The 15,500-nt window shown below is 67.7% G+C and carries 18 protein-coding genes and 1 pseudogene; 11 read left to right on the forward strand and 8 right to left on the reverse strand.

Features of this window, described 5'->3' with window-relative positions:
* Positions 1–44 precede the first annotated feature (44 nt).
* From ACWDMM_RS16770 to ACWDMM_RS16790, 5 genes are all read left to right on the forward strand, one after another.
* Complete coding sequence (locus ACWDMM_RS16770) at positions 45–1,841, forward strand: ABC transporter substrate-binding protein/permease (protein WP_195081003.1); 1,797 nt, start codon at positions 45–47, stop codon at positions 1,839–1,841.
* Positions 1,842–2,567 carry an amino acid ABC transporter ATP-binding protein gene (locus ACWDMM_RS16775; protein WP_195081002.1) on the forward strand — a complete coding sequence of 242 codons (726 nt, stop codon included), beginning with the start codon at positions 1,842–1,844 and terminating at the stop codon, positions 2,565–2,567.
* A gap of 99 nt (positions 2,568–2,666) precedes the next feature.
* Positions 2,667–2,963 (forward strand): hypothetical protein, encoded by a 297-nt coding sequence (locus tag ACWDMM_RS16780; RefSeq protein WP_067796121.1) that lies wholly within the window; start codon positions 2,667–2,669, stop codon positions 2,961–2,963.
* Positions 2,964–2,996: 33 nt separating this feature from the next.
* Complete coding sequence (locus ACWDMM_RS16785) at positions 2,997–3,836, forward strand: alpha/beta fold hydrolase (protein ID WP_449938207.1); 840 nt, start codon at positions 2,997–2,999, stop codon at positions 3,834–3,836.
* Between the two features lie 98 nt (positions 3,837–3,934).
* Entirely contained in the window at positions 3,935–4,345 is a 411-nt protein-coding gene (locus ACWDMM_RS16790) for a nitroreductase family deazaflavin-dependent oxidoreductase (RefSeq protein ID WP_323124621.1), read from the forward strand.
* Here the strand turns inward: ACWDMM_RS16790 and ACWDMM_RS16795 are convergent.
* The 5 genes from ACWDMM_RS16795 to ACWDMM_RS16815 form a co-directional block, all read right to left on the reverse strand.
* A complete protein-coding gene (locus tag ACWDMM_RS16795; protein ID WP_195080999.1) occupies positions 4,342–4,584 on the reverse strand; it encodes a hypothetical protein in 243 nt (80 codons plus the stop codon). The genes ACWDMM_RS16790 and ACWDMM_RS16795 overlap by 4 nt on opposite strands.
* A gap of 210 nt (positions 4,585–4,794) precedes the next feature.
* Complete coding sequence (locus ACWDMM_RS16800; protein WP_449938210.1) at positions 4,795–6,051, reverse strand: CHAT domain-containing protein; 1,257 nt, start codon at positions 6,049–6,051, stop codon at positions 4,795–4,797.
* Positions 6,048–7,568 carry a tetratricopeptide repeat protein gene (locus tag ACWDMM_RS16805; RefSeq protein WP_357109763.1) on the reverse strand — a complete coding sequence of 507 codons (1,521 nt, stop codon included), beginning with the start codon at positions 7,566–7,568 and terminating at the stop codon, positions 6,048–6,050. Before ACWDMM_RS16805 ends, ACWDMM_RS16800 begins: the two co-directional genes overlap by 4 nt.
* Position 7,569: 1 nt before the next feature.
* On the reverse strand, positions 7,570–8,586 hold the full coding sequence (locus ACWDMM_RS16810; protein ID WP_449938212.1) for a hypothetical protein: 1,017 nt from the start codon (positions 8,584–8,586) through the stop codon (positions 7,570–7,572).
* Entirely contained in the window at positions 8,586–9,929 is a 1,344-nt protein-coding gene (locus ACWDMM_RS16815; protein WP_357109797.1) for a hypothetical protein, read from the reverse strand. The genes ACWDMM_RS16810 and ACWDMM_RS16815 overlap by 1 nt, the downstream gene beginning before the upstream one ends.
* A gap of 153 nt (positions 9,930–10,082) precedes the next feature.
* Between ACWDMM_RS16815 and ACWDMM_RS16820 the strand changes: the two genes are divergently transcribed.
* Entirely contained in the window at positions 10,083–10,445 is a 363-nt protein-coding gene (locus ACWDMM_RS16820; protein ID WP_357109759.1) for a hypothetical protein, read from the forward strand.
* Positions 10,446–10,484: 39 nt separating this feature from the next.
* Here the strand turns inward: ACWDMM_RS16820 and ACWDMM_RS16825 are convergent, their stop codons facing one another.
* Positions 10,485–11,441, reverse strand: coding sequence for a DMT family transporter (locus tag ACWDMM_RS16825; protein WP_449938215.1), 957 nt, complete (start codon positions 11,439–11,441; stop codon positions 10,485–10,487).
* Between the two features lie 136 nt (positions 11,442–11,577).
* Here ACWDMM_RS16825 and ACWDMM_RS16830 point away from each other — a divergent pair.
* The 4 genes and pseudogenes from ACWDMM_RS16830 to ACWDMM_RS16845 all read left to right on the forward strand — a co-directional run.
* A pseudogene (locus ACWDMM_RS16830) lies at positions 11,578–11,703 on the forward strand (Lrp/AsnC family transcriptional regulator); the annotation flags it as partial.
* A gap of 9 nt (positions 11,704–11,712) precedes the next feature.
* Positions 11,713–12,030 carry an Lrp/AsnC family transcriptional regulator gene (locus ACWDMM_RS16835; RefSeq protein WP_323124628.1) on the forward strand — a complete coding sequence of 106 codons (318 nt, stop codon included), beginning with the start codon at positions 11,713–11,715 and terminating at the stop codon, positions 12,028–12,030.
* 231 nt (positions 12,031–12,261) lie between these two features.
* Positions 12,262–12,705, forward strand: coding sequence for a hypothetical protein (locus ACWDMM_RS16840; RefSeq protein WP_195080993.1), 444 nt, complete (start codon positions 12,262–12,264; stop codon positions 12,703–12,705).
* A gap of 91 nt (positions 12,706–12,796) precedes the next feature.
* The gene (locus ACWDMM_RS16845; RefSeq protein ID WP_449938218.1) at positions 12,797–13,525 is read left to right on the forward strand and encodes a hypothetical protein; all 729 of its coding nucleotides are present in this window, start codon (positions 12,797–12,799) and stop codon (positions 13,523–13,525) included.
* Here the strand turns inward: ACWDMM_RS16845 and ACWDMM_RS16850 are convergent, their stop codons facing one another.
* Positions 13,526–13,678 carry a hypothetical protein gene (locus ACWDMM_RS16850; protein WP_195080991.1) on the reverse strand — a complete coding sequence of 51 codons (153 nt, stop codon included), beginning with the start codon at positions 13,676–13,678 and terminating at the stop codon, positions 13,526–13,528. It lies immediately after the preceding gene.
* 31 nt (positions 13,679–13,709) lie between these two features.
* Between ACWDMM_RS16850 and ACWDMM_RS16855 the strand changes: the two genes are divergently transcribed.
* Positions 13,710–13,967, forward strand: a complete 258-nt coding sequence (locus ACWDMM_RS16855; protein ID WP_195080990.1) for a hypothetical protein — start codon at positions 13,710–13,712, stop codon at positions 13,965–13,967.
* A 418-nt stretch (positions 13,968–14,385) separates the two neighbouring features.
* On the opposite strand, the gene ACWDMM_RS16860 is transcribed toward ACWDMM_RS16855, so the two are convergent.
* Complete coding sequence (locus tag ACWDMM_RS16860) at positions 14,386–15,417, reverse strand: fused (3R)-hydroxyacyl-ACP dehydratase subunits HadA/HadB (RefSeq protein WP_195080989.1); 1,032 nt, start codon at positions 15,415–15,417, stop codon at positions 14,386–14,388.
* Positions 15,418–15,500 lie beyond the last annotated feature (83 nt).

Consider the following 15,500-nt stretch of genomic DNA (forward strand, 5'->3'; position numbering starts at 1 on the left):
GGTAGCCGTGGATTAGCGGACTTTCGTGGTTAAGGTTGTCCGTCATGGCTGTTCTGCCCGCTGTGCGGTCTCGTGCGTTGATCGCCGTGCTCTTGCTCGCCGTCGGTCTCAGCGCGACGGCGTGCGGTTCCGGCTCCGACGACGCGGCCACGGAGCGCAACCTCTGCGCGCCGCCAGGCCCGGCCGCCGCCTCCGCCGCGCCGACCAACCTGGCCTCCTCTGCCGCCGCGGGCGGCGACCGCTACACCACCGCGACCACAGCGCCGCTGACCTCGATCGACGTCTCGAGACTCGGCCTGATCACGCCGGGCAAGCTCAGCGTCGGCACGCTCTCGGACGCGCCGCCGAGCATCTGCGTCGACCGGCAGGGCACGTTCACCGGCTTCGACAACGAGCTGCTGAAGGCGATCGGCGCCAAGCTCGGTCTCCAGGTGGAGTTCTCCGGCACCGAGTTCGCCGGGCTGCTGGCCCAGGTGTCGGGCGGCCGTTTCGACGTCGGCTCGTCCAACATCACCACCACCGACGCGCGCCGCCAGCTGGTCGGATTCACCAACGGCTACGACTTCGGCTACTTCTCGCTTGTGGTGCCCAGCGGCAGCGCGATCAAGGGGTTCGCCGATCTGAACCGTGGCACGCGGATCGCGGTGGTGCAGGGCACCGTGCAGGACGAGTTCGTGGTGAACCAGCTGCATCTGGACCCGGTGAAGTTCCCCGACTACAACACCGCCTACGCCAACCTGAAGTCCGGCCAGGTGGACGCCTGGGTGGCCCCGTCCGCCCAAGCCGAAGGCGCGATCAAGCCGGGCGACGGGACGTCGGTATCGCAGAACACCTTCAGCCTGGACAATTTCGTCGGCTACGCGGTCGCCAAGAACAATCAGCCGCTGATCGACGCGCTCAACAGCGGCTTGGACGCGGTGATCGCGGACGGCACCTACGCCAAGCTCTACACCGAGTGGGTGCCGCGGGAGCTGCCGCCGGGCTGGAAGCCGGGGTCGCGGGCCGCGCCCGCGCCGCAGCTGCCGGATTTCGCCGCGCTCGCCGCGGGCAAGCAGAAGGACGAGACGGGGCAGAACGCGCCGAAATCGACTTTGCGGCAGCTGAAGGACACGTTCTTCGACTGGTCGCTGTATCGCAAGGCGTTTCCCGATCTGTTCAAGACCGGGCTGCCCAACACGCTGATCCTGGCGGTGGTCTCCGGTGTCCTCGGCACCGTCATCGGCATGCTGCTCGCGGTCGCGGGAATTTCGCGGACCCGTTGGTTGCGCTGGCCCGCGCGGGTGTACACCGACATCTTCCGTGGCCTGCCCGCCGTGGTGATCATCCTGCTGATCGGCCTCGGCGTCGGTCCGGTGGTGCGTAACCTCACCGGGAACAACCCGTACTGGCTCGGCGCGGTCGCGCTGGCGTTGCTCGCCTCGGCCTACATCGGCGAGATCTTCCGCTCCGGCATCCAATCGGTCGAGGCCGGACAGCTGGAGGCGGCGCGCGCCATCGGCTTCGGTTACCGCCAGGCGATGACGCTGGTGGTGATCCCGCAGGGTGTGCGCCGGGTGCTCCCGGCCCTGATGAACCAGTTCATCGCCCTGATCAAGGATTCCTCGCTGATCTACTTCCTCGGCCTGCTCGCCACCCAGCGCGAGCTGTTCGCCGTCGGACGCGATCTCAACGCGCAGACCGGCAATCTCTCGCCATTGGTGGCCGCCGGGCTGGTCTACCTGCTGCTCACCATCCCGCTCACCCACCTGGTGAACTACATCGACCGCCGGATGCGGACCGGACGACCCGACCGGCCGATCGACCAGGTCGAGGCGGCCACGATCACGGAAGGGCGCGGATAGATGAGTGCCTCCCTCACCGGTACCGGACTGCATCTGACGCTGGGGCACAACCACGTGCTGCGCGGCATCGACATCCATGTCGACGCGGGCAAGACCGTCACCGTCATCGGGCCGTCCGGATCGGGCAAGTCGACGCTGCTGCGGGTGCTGAACCGGTTGTACGAGCCGGACAAGGGCGACGTGCTGCTGGACGGCAAGTCCGTGCTCACCGAGAATCCGGACCGGTTGCGTCAGCGCATCGGCATGGTGTTCCAGCATTTCAATCTCTTCCCGCACAAGACCGTCGCGGACAACGTCGCGCTCGGTCCGCGCAAGCTGCGCGGCCTGTCCAAGGACGAGGCGCGGGCGCTGGCCGTCGAGCAGTTGGAGATCGTGGGTCTGGCCGACAAGGCCGATTCGCGTCCGGCGAACCTGTCCGGCGGGCAGCAGCAGCGCGTCGCCATCGCGCGGGCGCTGGCCATGCGGCCGGAGATCATGTTCTTCGACGAGGCCACCTCGGCGCTGGACCCCGAGCTGGTGAAGGGCGTGCTCGGCCTGATGGCCGACCTGGCCTCCGGCGGTATGTCTATGGTCGTGGTGACCCACGAGATGGGTTTCGCGCGCACGGTGTCCGACAGCGTGGTCTTCATGGATCAGGGGCAGGTGGTGGAGACCGGCACGCCCGACGCGCTGTTCGACGACGCGCAGACTCCGCGCCTGCGCAGGTTCCTCGCCCAGGTGCTCTGACACGAGCCAGCACACGCAGGGCAATTTCATTGATGCGCATCTGCTAATGTATTTGTCATCACGATTCCAGCTATCCGCGCCAGGAAAGAGGGAAATTCGATGACCACAGCACACGCCCAGCACACCGGCCACGATCATGTGCACGGCCCCGGCTGCGGGCACACGGCGTTCCAGCACGGCGATCACATCGACTACGCCCATGATGGTCATCTGCACCGCGAACACGAAGGTCACTACGACGAGTGCGAGCGGTCCGAGCACACCGAGTGCCGCGATCACCCGCACCAGCACGGCCCCAACTGCGGCCACGAGGCCGTCCAGCACGGCGACCACGTCGACTATGTGCACGAGGGCCACCGCCACGCCGCTCACGACGGCCATTTCGACGAGCACTGACGCGCGTCGGTACCCGGTTCTAGAGTCGGGCGGGTGATCGAAGAACTCGAGATTCGCACCGGGGCGGGAACCTTCGACGTCCTGGCCGCCGGCGCTCCCGGCGGGCGGGAAGTGCTGTTGCTGCACGGGTTTCCCCAGAACGCGCGGGAGTGGGAATTCCAGCTCGGCGTGCTCGGCGGTGGCGGATGCCGCGCCGTCGCGCCCGATCAGCGCGGATACTCACCGGGGGTGCGGCCCGAGCGAGCCGCCGACTATCGGCTCGAGGAACTGGCCTGCGATGTGGTGGCCATCGCCGACGCGCTGGGCTGGGAGCGGTTCGACCTGATCGGCCACGATTGCGGCGCGCGGGTCGGGTGGGCGGTGGCGGCGCGGCTGCCCGAGCGGGTGCGCACGTTCAGCGCGGTGTCGCAGCCGCATCCCGCCGCGCTCCAGCAGGCGATGGCCGAGGACGAGGATCAAGCGCGGCGGTCGCAGCATCTGACCGCCCTGCGGCAACCGCGCACCGCGGAGCGGACCTTGCTCGCCGACGAAGGGGCCGCGCTGCGCCGGATCTTCGAGTGGAAGATCTCGGAGGAACGGGTCGAGGACTACGTGCGCAGGCTCTCGCGGCCCGGCGCGCTCACCGCCGCGCTGAACTGGTATCGCGCCATGGATCTCGCCGGCCCCACCGGCCCCGCGTGTGTTCCCACCCTGTACGTGTGGGGCACCGAAGACGCGACCGTCGGGTCCACCGCGGCGCTGGCCACCGCGAAATACGTCTCGGGCCCCTACCGGTTCGAAATGCTCGAGGACGTCTCGCACTGGATTCCCGAGGAGGCGCCGGAGGCGCTGACCCGGCTGCTGATCCAGCACCTGCTCGCCCATCGCGAGTGAATGCGCCGGTGCCGCCGCCGATCCCGGCGTTTCCCGGACACGGTGTGCGGCCGGAGGGAAAGCTGAGCCTGGTCCACCACAGGCAAGGGAGGTGAACCGTGGACGTCAAGGAAGTCAATCGACGAACCATCGCTCGGTTCCGAGCGGGTGGCGAGATCGATGGCATGCGGCGCGACCGTCTGATCCTGCTCACCACGATCGGCCGCAGATCCGGCGCCCCCTACACCACCCCGCTGATGTTCCACCGCGACGGCGACCGCCTGCTCATCGTCGCGTCCAACATCGGCGCGCCGAAACACCCCGACTGGTATGCGAACCTGCGGGATGACCCGCACGTCACCGTCGAGCTGGACGAGGAGAGCTACCCGGCGCTGGCCACCCTGTTGACCGGCGACGACCGCGACCGCACCTGGGCGATGCTCAAGCACACCTATCCGTTCTTCGCCGAACACGAGATGAAGACATCCCGGGTGATCCCGGTGGTCGCCCTCACGCGGGCATCCGGCTAGCGGCGAGCGCCCGTGTCGGCGCGGCCTGCCGTCGCCTCGACTCGCCGGTTCGTGACCAGGTCGAGCAGAGCGGTCAGGCTGTCCGGGTCGGCGGGGTCTACTGCCCCGTCCGGTAGGGCCAGTTCGGTGAGCCGTTGCCCCCGGTGGAATGCGGTGGCGCGCAGCGGAGGTGCGTCGTCAGGTTGTCCGAGGATGGTGGCGAGGTTTCCGTCGTTGTCGTAGACGGCGTAGTAACGCATTGGTGGGCTCCTCAGCGGCCGGTCGAGGCGGTCATCCGACTGGTGTAACTGCTTCTCCTGATCGCGAATCGTGGAGGGTGACGGCGTTCGAGCTTATCCACACGTTCGATGCTGGGTGTCGGTTTGCGCAGTAGTTGCGTTACCCATTTTCGTGCGGCATCGTCGCACGTAGACCGCTATATGTAGACCGCGCGGGATGATTTGCCCGACTCAGGCGCACACGGTGGCGAAGGCAGCCCAGAGCACCGGCGAATGCTCGATCCGGCCGGTCTCGCGCCACGCGGTGAAACGGTCGCGCTGCCATGCGGCGATGGCGGTCACCGGGTCGGGCTGCTCGTGCGCCGCGTCGATGGCGCAGACGGCCTCTTGGAGCGGCTCGGCCTGCGCCGGTGCGCCCGCGATGCGCTGGAAGGCGAAATCGGTGGGCAGCGGCCACCGGCTCGCGGTGACCAGCTCAGCGCCGCCGGTGATCATCGCGGTGGTGAGGCCGAGTGCCTCGCTGAACCGCAGATCGCCGCCACTTTCACAGGCGACCAGCGCGACCCGGCTCGGCATCGGCCACAGCCGTGCTCCGGCAACCGGTCGCGGGTCGAGGGTGTGCGTGCCGAGCAGCAGGTCTTTGGCCGAGAACGGCCGGTGCGTGCGGGATGGCTCGGCGAAGCCGACGGCATCGGCGGCACAGGCGAGGTGCAGTTCGGCCTCCTCGCTGCGGCCGGATTCGGGCGCGGCGGCAGTGACGTGCCCGACGTAGAGCAAGCGGCTCGCGCCCTCACGCAGAACGGAGCCCAGCCAGTCGCGATCGACATCCGTGCGGCGGAAGGCCTCGACCGGGTTCGATACCGCGGGCCGCAAGCGGTCGTTCGCGGCGTAACTCGCCATTCGTCGCGCGAGCGGGGCTTCGGCGCTCATCCGGCCCAGCACCGAGCCGAGCGTCGAATCGGCGCGGAAACCGGGAATGCGCGGGTCGAGCACCGCGACGACCGGAAGCGCGGCGGTCTCGGTCCAGGTGCGCGCGACCCGGCCTGGCGCTTGCCCGACGCTCGCCGGAGCCAGCAGGCTCACGTCGGCGATATCGATCAGCCGGACATCGCGGTCCGGCGCGATGATCTCCCACGGCACCTGGGCGACCCGGGGTGACGGTTGCAGCCGGATATGCGGCCGCACACCGCGCTGCCACAGGTCGTAGAGCTGCGCGGCCAAGCCGTAGGGCAGCAGTGCGCGGGAAAGCTTCTGTGCCACGACGTATTCCCGCTCGTAGTCGGCGAACGCGCCGGTGGTGAGCGCCCGCTCGAGACCGCTCGGCTCGGCGGGCCGCGGCAACGCGTCGGTGAGCAGTTCCACCGCCCGCATCGCCTCTTCTTGCGGAAGCATTCCCGCGCCGCGCGGATAGCTTTCCTCCACCCATCGCCACGACACGTAGATGTCTCCCGCGTCCGCCATGCGGACCAGCACAGTCGGTCGCGTCATACCGTCAGCACCCGATCGTCGCGGATCACCCGGCCGTAGCGCTGCTCGGCGGCGGCGATGAACGGCGCGAGCGCGATCCGCCCTTCCACGGCCGATGCCAGGCGCGGCGGCGGCGCGACCGGCAGACCCGCCCCGGCCGCGACCTCCGCCAGGGCGGCCCCCAGTTGCAGGGCGGCGCTGCCGGGGTGATCGGTGAAGTCCTCCGGCGGGTCCAACAGCTCGAGCGGGAGCCGGGCGGGAGTTTCCGGCTCGGTGCGGTCGAGCGCCAAAGTCGTCCCAGCACACTGCGTTTCGATCAGATCGGCAACGAGGACGCCGTTGCCGGAAAGGTAGGCGAAGCGGAACGCCAATCGCATGGCGGGGTCGGCGATCTGCCGGTTCCACTGCTCGCGCTGCGTGCCGTTCGGCAAGGTGTGGCGCACCGCGTCGATGGCAAGGGCAGCGGGCACGGCGATGCCGACGGCGCGCGCGAGCAATTCCGCCTGCGGCGGCTCGGTCGCGTCGATCGCGCTTTCCAGCAGCGTCGCGTGCCAGAAATCGAGCTGGGCGCAGTGCAGGCCGAGGCCACGCTCGGCGTAGATCGCGAACGCCTCGGCCAGCAACTGCTCGCACTCTGCGGCCCTTCCGGACTTGAATGCCACGGTGGCGGAGCGAATGCGCAGGTCGGCGGCGTCGAGAACGGCTCCGGACGCGCCGAAATACGCCAAGCTCCGCTGGTAGAACTCGTGCGCGCCCGCCAGATCGCCGCGTCCCTCGGCGAGGAATCCCATGGTCTTGAGGCCGACCCCGGCTCGGTGCCCCAACCCGGCCTGCTCGAAATACGCCTGACTGGAGCGCAGCGGGGCCTCGGCCTCGTCGTATCGCTCGAGGCGGACGAGCATGATGGCGAGATTCTGCTCGGTCTCGGCGACCGCGTTGCGATCGCCCGCGGACTCGAACGCGGCCAGCGCCTGCCGCGCGAAATCCACGGCCAGGTCGCGGCGTCCGGTCTCGAAGTAGGCGGCGGCGAGATTCATCAGCGGATGACCGGCCAGTTGCGGTGCGAAACGTCTTGCCGCCTCCAGTGATTCGGTGGCCAGCTCGGCGGCGTAGGCCCAGTCCTGCCGATGCAACGCGACGGCGGTCAGGGAGAGCAGGCAGGCCACGCGCAGCACGCCGAGATCGGTGTCGGTGTTGTCGGCGAGCAAGGCCCGCGCCTGCTCCAGCGCCGCCTGCGCCGCGTCGAGATCGCCGAGATGCTGCAGCGCCTGCGACATGTTGACCAGGGCGTTCGGGCGCAATCGCGGTGCGTGCCCCGGCATTTCGGCCAGCGCCGAACGGTAGAGGGCGAGCGAGGCGGCGTGGTCGCCGAGTTCGTCGGCCATGCTCGCGGCATTGATGATCGCGCCGAGCCTGATGTCGCCGGTGGTTCGTTCGGCGGCGTCCTCGAACAGGCGTTTCGCCTCGGCCGGGTCGCCGCGGGTGTACGCGGCGGCGCCCGCGGCGAGCAATTCCCGGCCGTCGTCCGGAGTCTGCATATCAGAAATCCGAATCCGACGCTGTGGCGGCGATTTCCGCCAGCAGAAGCGAGTCGGCGGGGTTGCCGGACGCGTCGTCGGTGCGGTGCAACCGCGAGGTGACCAGGTCGCGAATCCGCGCGCGCTTGCCCGCAGCGTCCGGCTCCGGTTCGTCCACACCGACGCCGGGAACGTAGATGTGCACCGTCACGCCCGCTTCCGCACCGGCAGGGGCCGTGGTCTCGGCCCCCCAGAGTTCGCCGTCGCGGATCAGCGGCACGTCGGCGGCGTCGGCCGGAGTGCGGATTGCGGCGCGGGGATGCAGGTGCGCCGGGATATCCGCCGGCGAGAGCGGGGCGGCCACCGCGCTCACCCGCACGATCGTCGATCCGGCCGCGCGCACCACTTCCCAGGACACGGCGCTTTCCGAGGCGTCGAGCAAGCCCGGTGGGCAGCGCTGCCAGTCCCAGCCCGCCGTTCCCCTGGCCAAGACGAGCGCACCGGGGGCGGCGACGGTGGCCGGTCCGGCGGCCAGCGCGTAGTCCTCCGCTCGGCCGAGCGTGGCGGTGGTCGTGCGCTCCTCGACGACCGCGTCGGCGCCGTCGACGATCAGGTCGCATTCCTCGCTCAGCGTGGCTATCTCGTCGTCCAGCAGCCCTTCGTCCAGCGGGGCGATGCCGTCCAGCGTCGACGCGGGCCACCAGCGCGCCGCCCAGCGGGCGTAACCGAGCCGCCAGGCGCGCGCGGACAAGTCGGGGAGGGCGGGCTGGACCGCGTATTCACCTTCGGTGGTTTCGTCGAGGGCGACGGCCACCTGCTCGCCGTATACCGCCCAGATCCATTCCTGTGCGAGGGCTATGTCATCGAGCACCGCGGCCGGTGTCACCTGCCCGCTGAGCAGGCTCCAGGTCAAGTGCCCGCCCGCCACCTCGAGCACCAGCACGTCCACCCCGGCCGCGTCGTCCACGACGGTCGGAGCGTCGTCCGGCGCGATGATCCACAGGCCGTCGCGGCGGCGGATGCGTACGGTCGTGCTCATCAGCTCGCCTTCGATTCCGCCGCGTCCGGCTCACCCGCGCCCGCCCGCACGCTCAGCGCCCGCTTGACCCGTGTGCGATGGTCCAGGATGACCGAACGCGCCACGCCGTCGAGCAGATCCCACAGCTCGTCCGGATCGTGGATCGCGTACTCCCTGACATCCCTTCCGTGCAGGCGGACCCACAATCGGCGCAGGTAGGGCTGCCACGGCGTGATCAGTTCCGCGGCGATGGCGGCCAGCGGACCGGTGGGCGGCTCGGCCGAGACCACCAGCCGCCGCGCTTGCAACACATAGGCTTCCCGCTGCCAACGGCTGTTGACCAGCTGGTGCGCCCTGGATGGCGTTGTGCCCGTTCCGGCCGGACGCAGACGCGGCCGACCGGTCGACGGTCCGCGGCGGTGCTCGATGGGCGCCAAGCCGGTCGCCAGGGCGGCCCCCGCCGTGGCCGTCACGCGCAGCGACTCGTCCAGCAGCGCCCACGGTGCGCAACTGCGGGCGATCTCGGCGTCGACCAGTTCGGGGATCGGCGGCAGCTCCGCGCGTTCGGTGGACGCCTGCAACACGGTGAACACCCGCTCGTAGACGCTGCGATCGAACGGGAGCCCGAGGGTCGATTTCGAGGCCGAAGACCCGATCGCGGGGCGCAGCGGCACCGGATGCGCCGTCAACCCCAATTCCTGAGCGGATTCCTCCTGCCACAGCCGGATTCCCGTGTGCGTACCGGCGTGGGCCGCGACCAGCCGGCCCAGGGTCGGCTGTCCGTCGGCGTCCTCGCCGAGCCGTGCCGCCGCGCAGGCTTCCAGCAGTTCCCGCACCTCCGCGTCGTGGTCGGCACCCGCAGGGCCGGTGAGCGGACGCCGCCGCCAGGCCAGATCGAGCAGCCCGGCCAGCTCTCGTTCCCGGGTGTGGTCGGTGAGGTACTCCTTCAGCGCCTGCGTGGTGCGCCCCGCGGTGTACTCGTGGATCTCGCGCAACGCGTCCTCCGCGACGGCGCGCGCCCGCGCCGGATCCGGCATGCCCGAGGTGGTCGCCAGTTCGAAACAGCGCTGGAAGTACAGATCCTGCGGGTGCCCCTCGGTGATCCGCAGCGTCCGCCGCACCTGCTTGAGCACCGTGAACCAGGCCGCCGTCGCGCGCAGCACATCGGCCGCAGCCTGAATGCGCGCCTCCAGCAACACCGCGCCGTCGGCCGTCAGGATCGGCCCCGCGCACGACGGATGCTGCACGGGCCGGATCACCAACGGGTCGAGCACGAGCTTCACCGTCCGGCGCAGCGGACCCCCGTGCGGGCCGCTGAGCGGTTCGACACCCTCGAGCTTGCGCCACACCTCATCGAGCACCATGGCGCGCGGTCGTCGCATGCGTGCAGTGTATTGGCCGCGACTTGGTCCCGGCGTGTTCACGGTGTCGATCGCACGAATCGGGGAAGTCGCACCAACAGCCGTAACGTCCAGCCGCTGAAGGTCGAAGAGAACCCCGTAACAGGAGGAGTTTTCATGAGGAATGTTCTCACCGCCGCCATACGTGTCGCGGCCGCTGGAGTTTCGGGTCTGGCTTTCGCCGCAATCGTCGGCTCCGGGACCGCCCAAGCGGCGCCGCAGGATTGCGTCGTCGAGCGAGATCTCTTCGGTGCGTCGGCGACTTGCCAACCCGACGGAGGAAGCAACTACGTCCTGCATGTCGACTGCTTCGGGCTCTACGCCAGCGGACCGTTCCCGCAGTACGGTGTCGGTCCTTACCAAGCGCTCAGCTACCCCTTCACACCCACCGGCCAGCGCGTCACCACGGGATGCACGGGAATGGGTCCCGGTGTTGTCGCGGTGGCGACCAACGCTTACGTCGAGATTTATCGCGGCTAGGGCAACAGGTGCATGGGCGCTTCGGTACCCCCGCATCCTTCACACGCACTCGGTTGCCGGGTCGGTTCGGGCAACTGTGACTTTCTCGGCGGGCGAACGGTGCTCGACCAATCCGAGTGTCACCCCGGCGATGACGACGACGCCGCCGAAGACCTGCGCCGGCCGGACCGTCTCCGCATTGATCACCACGGCGCCGAGCACACCGAACACCGGCACCAGGTTGAGGATGTTCACCGCGACGCTCGAGGCCATCCGGCGGAGGCCGTAGTTGTAGAGCAGAAAGGCGCCGACCGAACATGCAACGGCCAGATAGACGAGCAGCGCCGAGGCTGTGGCGCCGGGTACCCGCCAATGCTTCATCTCCGGTAGCGAGGCGAACAGGAAGCCGGTGGCGCCGGCCATGGTCTGGTAATAGGTGAGGGTCACCGCGCCTTGCCCGCGCCCGGCATGCTTGCCCAGCATGTTGTACCCGGCCCATACCAGTCCGCCGAGCAACAGCAGAATGTCGCCGGACCAGCGAGCGCTGCCCCCGACGTCCGCCCCGTTGCGAACGATGAGGAAAACCCCCGAGGTGGCCAGCAGCACGCCGCCGACCCGCAGCGGCGGCATTCTGGTCCGGAAGACCACCAGCTCCAGGAGCATGGTCATCAGTGGGTAGGTGGCCACGATCAAAGAGGCGTCGGAGGCCGTCGACAACTCGACGCCGATGTTCTCCAGCACGAAGTAGGCCGTAATGCCCAATAGTCCGCTGAGGTAGATCAGCCGCCGCTGGCGAGCATCGGGTCTGACGGCCGGGTTGCGGCGCAGGAACATGATGATCCCGAGCAGTACCGCGGCGAGGGTGAAGCGGATGGCCCCGATGCTCAGCGGGCCGACCTCTGTCAGCACCAGCTTGGTCACCGCGTACGAGCTGCTCCACAACAGCGCGGCCACTACGACCGAACAGATCGCCAACACCTTGGCCAGCCGCTCGTCCACTTCCACTGCCCTTTTCATCCGAACTCGTGACCTCTGTTCGACCGCTTCTACGGAAACGAATCATGAACGGAGATATTGCGACCAAGGTAGCATTCTGCCGAACGGACACAGGTATGTCCGAATTTAATTCGGATTTTCATCGGAGAGGCAGAATATGGATGAACTAGATTCGGCGATACTTCGGCTTCTGCAGTTGGACGGTCGGCGCACCAACCGGGACATGGCCCAGGAGTTGGGCATCGCACCCTCCACCTGCTTGGAGCGGATTCGCTCCCTCCGGGAGCGTGGCGTGCTGCTCGGATACCACGCCGAAGTAGACCTCCCCTCGCTCGGCCGGGGGCTGCAGGCGATCATCGCCGTACGGATACGACCGCCGACGCGTGCGGTCATCGAGCAGTTCCAGGCCTTCGTCACGGAGATGCCCGAGGTGATCGAAATCTTCACGCTGACAGGCGCAGACGACTTCCTGCTCCATGTGGCTGTTCGCGACACCGACCACCTGCACTCGGTGGTCTTGGACAAGCTCACCGAGCGAAAGGAACTCGCAGACGTACGTACATCCGTTGTCTACGGACACCTTCGGAAGAACGTCATCGAGCCGATTTGAAGTCTCCCGCTCGAGCCCTCGCTCGGCGACTACACGGTGGGCTCGGCGCGGAATCGAGTCGGCCCCACTGTTGACCTCATGCTGAATGCTGTACTGAACGGCGCTGGGGCCGGTGCACAAATGCGGCGCGGTGACTTCGAACTGCGTGTGGCTTACACACACTTTCCACTTCGACGCCTAAGGTCTGATTCGGTCCGCCCATCAGGGGCAGCTGAGTGGAGGGATTCGAAGATGAAGCTCGAGAAAATCACCGCTGCCGTTTTCATGGCCATCTCGACCGTGGGCATAGCCGCGGCCACCGCTCATGCGGAACCGGTCGTAACGGAACAGCCGGCCGCGGTGATTGCGGGGGACGCGACTTCCGGTTCGGATCATGGCGTCAATTACCAGCACGTCGGCGCGGACGACCGCACCCTGACATCGACCCCGGCGGATATCGCGCAACTGGAGGACATCAGCTCCTACGACCGGCTCAAGGAGCAGATCGACAAGAACCTGCCCGGCGTGGTCGGCGGCGCGATCGTGGGCGGCCTCTTGGGCGCGTGTATGCCCCTGATCTGGGGCGTCAGCGTCCCCGTGGGCGTACTGATCGGTGGAACCGTCGGCGGCTATGTAGTGGGCGGCCCGGAATTCCTCGACGCCGTACAAGCGTTCATCGCCACCCAAGGCCGGTGAGATAGCGGCCAACTGGTCCGGGGGAGCAGCCGCGAATTCCGGTTGATGCCGCGTCGAGAGCTCATCGAAGAAGTAGCAGGGATTGTTGTACGTGGACGACGAACATCAGGTGTGGGAGTTCGCGGTAGAACTCGGGATGCCGGACGCGACCGGGCCGGGCGCCCTCCACGATGAGGGAATCCACCCCGTCGCACTGGCGCTCGAAGAAAGCACCCATCGGATCCGCGAGGTGAACCGTATCCCGTGCTTCACGAGCTTCGGGCCGGTCACGGCGGTCGACGAGTTCGCTCAGCGCGCGTGGGGCGACGCGTACGACCCGGCGCGCGTCCCGGTCGAATGCCGTCTCGCCGTCTATGTGACGGACGAGGAACTGGACGAACTGGTATCAGCGGTCGTAGCGGATCTCGGCATCGACCAAGACGGATACTCGAAGGTGGTCGGCCGGAAGGTCACGATCGGCCTGCGGGCCATCCCACTGGAAGCGCCGGAGAACAGCTTCTACCAGCATCTCGTCGACCAGTATCGGGATCAATCCCGCACGGATCGACTCCGTTCGCCAGAACCAGGCCGGGGCCCTGAGGGCTCACGCCTCCTGAAACATGACGGGCGCGAAAGTCACTCCTATGTAACAGATTTTGGACATTCGACCGATAGGGGACTCGGGTGCGGTGAGCGCGCTCATATCGCGTTGGAGGTCAACTATGTCGCAGTGGAGGAGAAGTTCGCGCACCGTTCGGCAGTCGGTCCTGCTGGCCGCAGTCGCCGGGACGGTGGCGCTTGCTCCGGCCGCGCTTGTCATACCGGCATTCGCAACTTCTGATCAAAGCCCGAGCGCTACCGCACCCGTCACCACCGCGCCCGTGACGACGGTGCCGCCGGTGACCACTGCTCCGCCGGTGACCACTGTCCCACCGGTCACCACTGTCCCACCGGTGACCAGTACTCCGCCGGTCACCACTGCTCCGCCGGTCACCACTGCTCCGCCGGTAACGACCGAACCGCCCGTGACGACCCCGTCATTGCCGAAACCTGCTGAGCCAGAAGACCCCTACGGCCCCGACGGTTTCGATGTCTGGGGTTACGACCGTTGGGGCTACGACCGTTGGGGTTATGACCATTACGGTTATGACCGTTGGGGTTACGACCGACAGGGCTACACCTCGCAGGGCTGCGCCCGCTCCGGCGAGGACCGGCCCGACGCCGACCGGCTGGCCTGCGAACTGCGCCGGGCACGCCCATCCACCGGCAGCGCGGGCATCTGAACCCCGCACACTCCTGCTGAACACCTCCGACATCCGGCTAGGACGGTAGATGTTGACGCCGTTTGGCGGGTAATCCTGGTGCCGTGGGCGGCTCAGGGGCGGGAGTTGTCAGGTTCTGACCGCGCTCGGCGACGAACAGCACAATTGGCATCTTCACCTGCATGTCGCGGCAGGCGAGGGGGTAGCGCGGTTCGTCTCTCGTGGATTGCGGTGTTGGCGACGGAAGTCGGCAGATCATCTGTGTGTCGGCCAATTTCGACGACGCTAGTGGCTGTGACCAACGGTGGTATCGGCGAATTACGGCGTCAGTAGGGGTGCTGAGGGCTCGGCCGGGTCATCGATCCGACTCGCTTGTGAGGCCGCGGCCGTCAGTTGTTGCGCGCGGATCGGGCGCGGGCCAGCCGGTCCGCTTGTCGCCCTACGCGAGGCGCACCTCCGCCGTGGCCAAGCCGAAGACCTTGCGTCCTGCGGACTTCGCGACGATGACGACGACAGCGGTCCTGGTCCCGGGGTCGAGCGACTTGACGCGCCCGGTGAACTCGACGCTCCCGGCAGCGGCGGCTTCGACGATTGTGTAATTCGACAGCCGTACCCCGTACCTGGTGAGCGCACCCGGATCACCGAGCCAACCGGTGACGAATCCTGCCCCGAGGCCCATGGTGAGCATGCCGTGTGCGATCACATCAGGGAGATTCGCCAGCGCGGCGACCCCGTCGTGCCAGTGGATCGGGTTCGCGTCACCGGAGACTCCTGCGTAATTCACCAGATCGCCCCGCGTCAGCGACACGATCCGAGCAGGAAGCTCGGAGCCGATAGCGACGTCCTCGAATCGGATCGCGGTATGCGGGACACGCGTGCGCGAGATCGTGGAGAGGCGTGGGCTGGTTTGCGGAACCGGGTTCGTCGCACTCTGCCCGGCCGCGGCCGCGGTTCGCGAGGGCACATCGATACCGTGCATGATCACGCGTTCGATCGCGGCACTGATGCCTGCGTCGACTTCCTCACCGGTGATACCGACGACGGTCGTATGCATGATCTGCACCACCTCGCCGGTCTGGTCGGCGAAAGTGTTGGTGACGGTGAGCAGGTCTTTGCCTGCTATGCGGCGAACAGAGGTGAGTTCGACATCGCTGATCAACCGGTCGCCGGTGAGCACCGGCTTGTACGCCTCGAACACTTGATCGGTTTGCACGAAGACGTCGTAGCCGCTGATGACTGTCTCGAAGAGCTTACGGTTGGCCAGCATCGCTGCCGTCGAGATGAACGTGGTCGGCGCGACCAAACCGGCGTACCCGAACTCGCAGGCAGCGTCCTCGCTCCAGTGTGCCGGATGGAAATCCTGGACAGCACGCGCGTACTCGCGGATCTTCTCCCGGCCCACTTCGTAGTAGTCATCCACTCGATAGCGATACCCCACCAAATCAGCCACATCGAACGTTGCTTCCACCAAGCCGCTCCTCGCTCCTTGGACTCGAACCGGATATCGACCGAATCGAATTCTTAAGTGGACTCACCCTTCCACATCCGCATCGG

The organism is Nocardia sp. NPDC003726 (genome assembly GCF_053586955.1).